This window comes from Protofrankia symbiont of Coriaria myrtifolia, from assembly GCF_900634755.1.
Classification (GTDB): domain Bacteria; phylum Actinomycetota; class Actinomycetes; order Frankiales; family Frankiaceae; genus Protofrankia; species Protofrankia coriariae.
Genome location: NZ_CAAAFS010000332.1, coordinates 1 through 4394 on the forward strand (window position 1 = coordinate 1; position 4394 = coordinate 4394).

4 protein-coding genes and 1 pseudogene are annotated in these 4394 nt (G+C 69.3%); 4 read left to right on the forward strand and 1 reads right to left on the reverse strand.

All coding sequences use genetic code 11. The annotated features are described in order from the left end of the window. The 3 genes from CM1CMNOD_RS19445 to CM1CMNOD_RS19455 all read left to right on the forward strand — a co-directional run. A partial coding sequence (locus tag CM1CMNOD_RS19445; RefSeq protein WP_165490501.1) for an N-6 DNA methylase occupies positions 1-617 on the forward strand: 617 nt, incomplete at its 5' end. Continuing rightward, entirely contained in the window at positions 614-1249 is a 636-nt protein-coding gene (locus CM1CMNOD_RS19450) for a restriction endonuclease subunit S (protein WP_013875301.1), read from the forward strand. The genes CM1CMNOD_RS19445 and CM1CMNOD_RS19450, both read left to right, overlap by 4 nt. Positions 1250-1466: 217 nt before the next feature. Continuing rightward, positions 1467-2855 (forward strand): phenylacetate--CoA ligase family protein, encoded by a 1389-nt coding sequence (locus CM1CMNOD_RS19455; RefSeq protein WP_043607252.1) that lies wholly within the window; start codon positions 1467-1469, stop codon positions 2853-2855. Positions 2856-2967: 112 nt separating this feature from the next. On the opposite strand, the pseudogene CM1CMNOD_RS19460 reads toward CM1CMNOD_RS19455, so the two are convergent. Beyond that, positions 2968-3309, reverse strand: a pseudogene (locus CM1CMNOD_RS19460) (transposase); the annotation flags it as partial. 314 nt (positions 3310-3623) lie between these two features. Between CM1CMNOD_RS19460 and CM1CMNOD_RS19465 the strand changes: the two are divergent. Next, the coding region (locus tag CM1CMNOD_RS19465) for a cell filamentation protein Fic (RefSeq protein WP_131774110.1) at positions 3624-4394 on the forward strand (771 nt) is incomplete at its 3' end.

The following is a 4394-nucleotide window of genomic DNA, read 5'->3' on the forward strand; positions in this document are numbered from 1 at the left end:
GCCCACCACCCCGGCACAACGCCAACTTCGCCTGGCTGCAGTACGCCGCCCTCCTCCTCGACGACGGCGGCAGCGCGGTGGTCATCATGCCCCACAGCGCCGCAACCACCGACAATCCCGCGGAGGTGACCATCCGCACCAACATGATCGAAGACGGGGTGGTGGAGTGTGTTGTCGCCCTCCCCAGCCGTCTGTTCCGCGAGACCTCCGCCCCGGCGACCCTGTGGGTGCTGCGCAGGCCGAGCCGCGACAGCCGCCGCGACGTGCTCTTCGTCGACGCCACCGCGGTCGGCACCGTCATCGATCGCGACTACCGGATCCTGACCGACGACGACGTCGCCAGGATCACCGGTGCCTACCAGGACTGGAAGGGCAGCCGCCCCGGCACGTACCGCGCGGTCGCGGGCTTCGCCGCCACGGCCACCTCCGAGCAGATCCGCGACCGGGCCTACCGCCTCGCCCCGGGCCCTTACGTCGCCGCCGGCCCGACCCGCATCGACGTCCACGCGGTCACGGCCAGCCTGCGCGATCTCTCCCGGTACCTGGACCGGCACGAGCGCCGAGCCGCGGACGCGGACGCCACGGTCGCCCGATACCTGAGATGGATGAACCTGTGAGCGCATTGATCGGCCCGGTGCCCGACACCTGGCACCGGCTCCTGCTCGGCGACGCATGCCAGGTGCAGGCCGGACCGTCCGGCGCGACCTTCCGCCCCGCCGACCGTGCTTCCCACGGAGTCCGGATGGTCACTCCGAAGAGCATTCAGGACGACCGGATCGTCGCCGACGGCTGTGTCACCATCCGGCCCGAGGCAGCGGACCGGATGAAACGCTACGCCCTGCGGGAGGGTGACATCGTGTGCACCCGGGTCGGCAACGGTAGGCGCCACGCCCTGGCCGGTCCAGAACACACCGGCTGGCTGCTCGGCGGCGCCTGCCTGTTCCTGCGCCCCCATGCCGCGGTACTCCCCCGATATCTGAACCACTACCTTCGCCAGCCCATGGTCCAGGACTGGCTGGCCCAGCGCGTCACCGGAGCCGTAGTTCCGACCGTCACCGCCGGAACCCTGGGCGACCTCCCGCTCGCCCTGCCCCCGTGGGAGACACAGCACGCGATCGCCGATCTCCTCGACGCGCTCGACGAAAAGATCTCGGCGCACCACGCGATCATCCGGTCGACCGAGGAGTTGGGCCGCGTTCTCGCGCCCGCGCTGCTCACCGGCGCTGTCCTGCCTCCGGACAGTCTGTAGATCCCGCGGCCGGTCGTTGCCGCGCCAAGGGCCGCCTGCTGCCGGGATCGAGACCGCGGTTCTGGCTGGCCCGCTTCGCCGTTCTACACGTCCCGATGGAGACGGTCTCCACCTGACTGGCCCCGACGCTATTTCGAACCATTGCCCTGACGGTGCCGGCCGCTGGCGCACTGCCGCCGCCGCGCGGCTGGCGTGACCGCCGCTCGTGGCCGACACTGTGTGCGTGTCCCGGGAGGACCCCAAGGCGGCCTACCAGCGTCTGCGCGCAGCGCACCTGAGCGCTGTGCAGGCCGCGATCGAGGACCATATGGCGCGGCTGGCGTGGCCGCGCCAGCGAATCGAGCACTACCGCACCGAACGACTCCGGTCGTTGCTGGGGTTCGCACGCGAGCGTTCGCCGTTCCACGCGGCCCGGATGGCCGACATCGACCCGGCCACGGCGACGGTCGACGACCTCGCACGGCTGCCAGCCATGGTCAAGCAGGATATCCAGGATGAATGGGACAGGATCGTCGCCACGCCCGATATCGACCGTGCGGGCGCCGAGCGGGTACTGGCCCAGCAGGGCTGGTTCTCCTACACGCCCGCGGGACTCCAGGTATTCGGCTCGGGCGGCTCAAGCGGTGTACGCGGCGTCTACGTATGGGACTGGGAGCAGTTCGTCACGCTCGCCTGTCTCGCCTGGCGATGGCAGGCGCGTGGCGAGCGCGCTTCCGGCTCGGCCGGCCGCCCGGTGCGACTGGCCGTGGTGGAGGCCGGCGAGCCGCCACACGCCAGCACGCCGTTGTTCGACGTCGCGACCAGACCGTCGATGCAGACCGTCGTGATTCCGGCGGCGGCGCCGTTCGATCAGGTGCTGCACGCGGTGGCGGACGCGCGGCCGACCCATCTCGTGGGCTACGCCTCGATGATCGGCCGCCTCGCCCAGGCCGCGATCGTGGGAGAGCTCGATATCCGGCCGGTTCGTGTGAGCACCAACTCCGAGCCGCTCAGCGCACAGGACCGCCATGCGATCGACACCGCCTGGGGTGCCCCCGTCCACAACCTGTGGGGCTCGACCGAGATCGGCGTCCAGGCGGTCGGCTGCGGCCACGGCGACGGCCTTCACATCTGCGAGGACGAGGTGATCCTCGAGCGGGTCGATGCGGCCGGGCGCTCGGTCGCCCCCGATGAGCCGGCGGCGCGCACGCTCGCGACCGGGCTCGCGGGGCGCACGTTCCCGTTTATTCGCTATGACCTCGGTGACGAGATCACGCTGCGGCCCGGCCGCTGCGTATGCGGCAGTTCGATGCCGCGCGTCGCCGACATCGTCGGTCGGCGTGACGACGACTTCCGCTACGGGCGGCGAATAGTCCCGGCGAGCGCATTCCGGCACGTGCTGGGTACCGACCCGCTGATCTCGGAGTATCAGGTGCGTCAGACCGCGAGCGGGGCGGACGTGCTCGTGGTCGGGTCACCCGACACCGCCGCGGTAGCCGCGGCACTGGCTTTCTCGCTGCGGCCGTATGGACTTACGAATCCCGACATCGGCGTAAGCGTCGTTGAGCAGATCCCCCGGCACGCCTCGACAGGCAAGCTCAAGCGGTTCATCGCACTGAGTGGCTAGCCGCTTTACGCCCCGACATCAAGATCGACATCGAGGCGGATGAAGAACGGGGCGGATGAAGAACATCGAATCCGCGATCTGGGTTGCGGCGCAGCAGGTTACGGATCTTTCATTCGGGCTCGCTGTCGCGTCCGCGTCTGCCCCGGGTCGTGGTGGTGACGCGGCGGCGGACCTCCGCGATGGCGTCGCCTGCGAGTTTGACGACGTGGAAGTGGTCGACGACCAGCTCGGCGTGGGGCAGGTACCGGCGGACCGCGGAGACGAACACGGTGCACATGTCGACCGCGACGTACCGGACCCGGTCACGCCAGGCCGCCGGCTGGCTGGCTGGCGAGCCAGTACGCGACGTCGTCGCCGTGCGGCCCTCGACCTGCCCGAGCATCCCCTGCCCGCCGCTGATGTCGGTGAACCCGACGTGCCACCGGTCGGCCACCACCCGGGCTTTCGCGGCCTCCCGCGCCGGCGGACCGTCGGTCAGCGGCCCGGTGGGCGATGTCAGCGCGAACGGACCGACAGGATCGTCGCCGCCGTCCCCGACCAGTCCGTGACACAGCCGTTGCTGGAGGCGCCCTGGCACGAACCGGGCGCGCGGCACGGCGTCCGCCGGTTTCCGCTCCGCATTATCGCCGAGACTCGACGTGTGACCCAACCAGCTCCGGCAGGCCGGCCTGCCGGACACTCTGAGATCCCGGTGGCCGCCGTATCGTTGGATCACCGGCATGGCTCGCGGTACGTGCGGGTCACGTACGATCCGAGGAGGTGCGATTCGTGGCGACGAGCGGGACGATGCTGGGCGCCCTCGGATTCACCTGGGATCGGTCCGCGGTGAGCCGGGATATTCCGCGATTCTCGGTCGAGCGCGCCGTCTGGCGGTTCCACCGGTCGCTGCCGGAGTACGTGTGGGACGCGGCGGTGCTCGAGGGCAACCCGTTCACCTACCCCGAGGTCCAGACGCTGCTGGACGGAATCACCGTCGGCGGACGGAAGATCAGCGACGAACGTCAGATCCTGAACCTCGCCGAGGCAGCGAGCGAGCTCGGCCGGCTCGTCAGAACGCACGATTTCCGATTGTCCAAGGAGGTCTCCGACAGGCTCCAGTTTCTGCTCGCTCGAGACGAGGAACTGGAGTCAGGCCATTTCCGCGGCGAAGGCAGAGAGACACTCACCCCTGGAGTCAGCCTCGGACAACACGGCCGCTACCTACCGCCCGCCACCGAGCACGGAGGCGGGAACCTGCGCCGCATCTTCTCTCAGGGGCTGGAGTTCCTCTCCACCGAAATCGACGACGAGTTCGAGCAAGCAGTCGCCTACTTTCTCTTCGGCTCGCTGCAACAATTTTACTACGACGGCGACAAGCGCACCGCGCGCTACATGATGAATGGCCATCTCATGTCCCAGGGAATGGACGCTATCAGCGTCCCGGCCGCGCGCCGCCACGAGTTCAGCACCGGGATGGTGGACTTCTTCCTACGCAAGAACGGTACCAGCATGTTCGGCTTTCTGACATCCTGTCGGCTCGCCGCCGACGACGGGATCCTA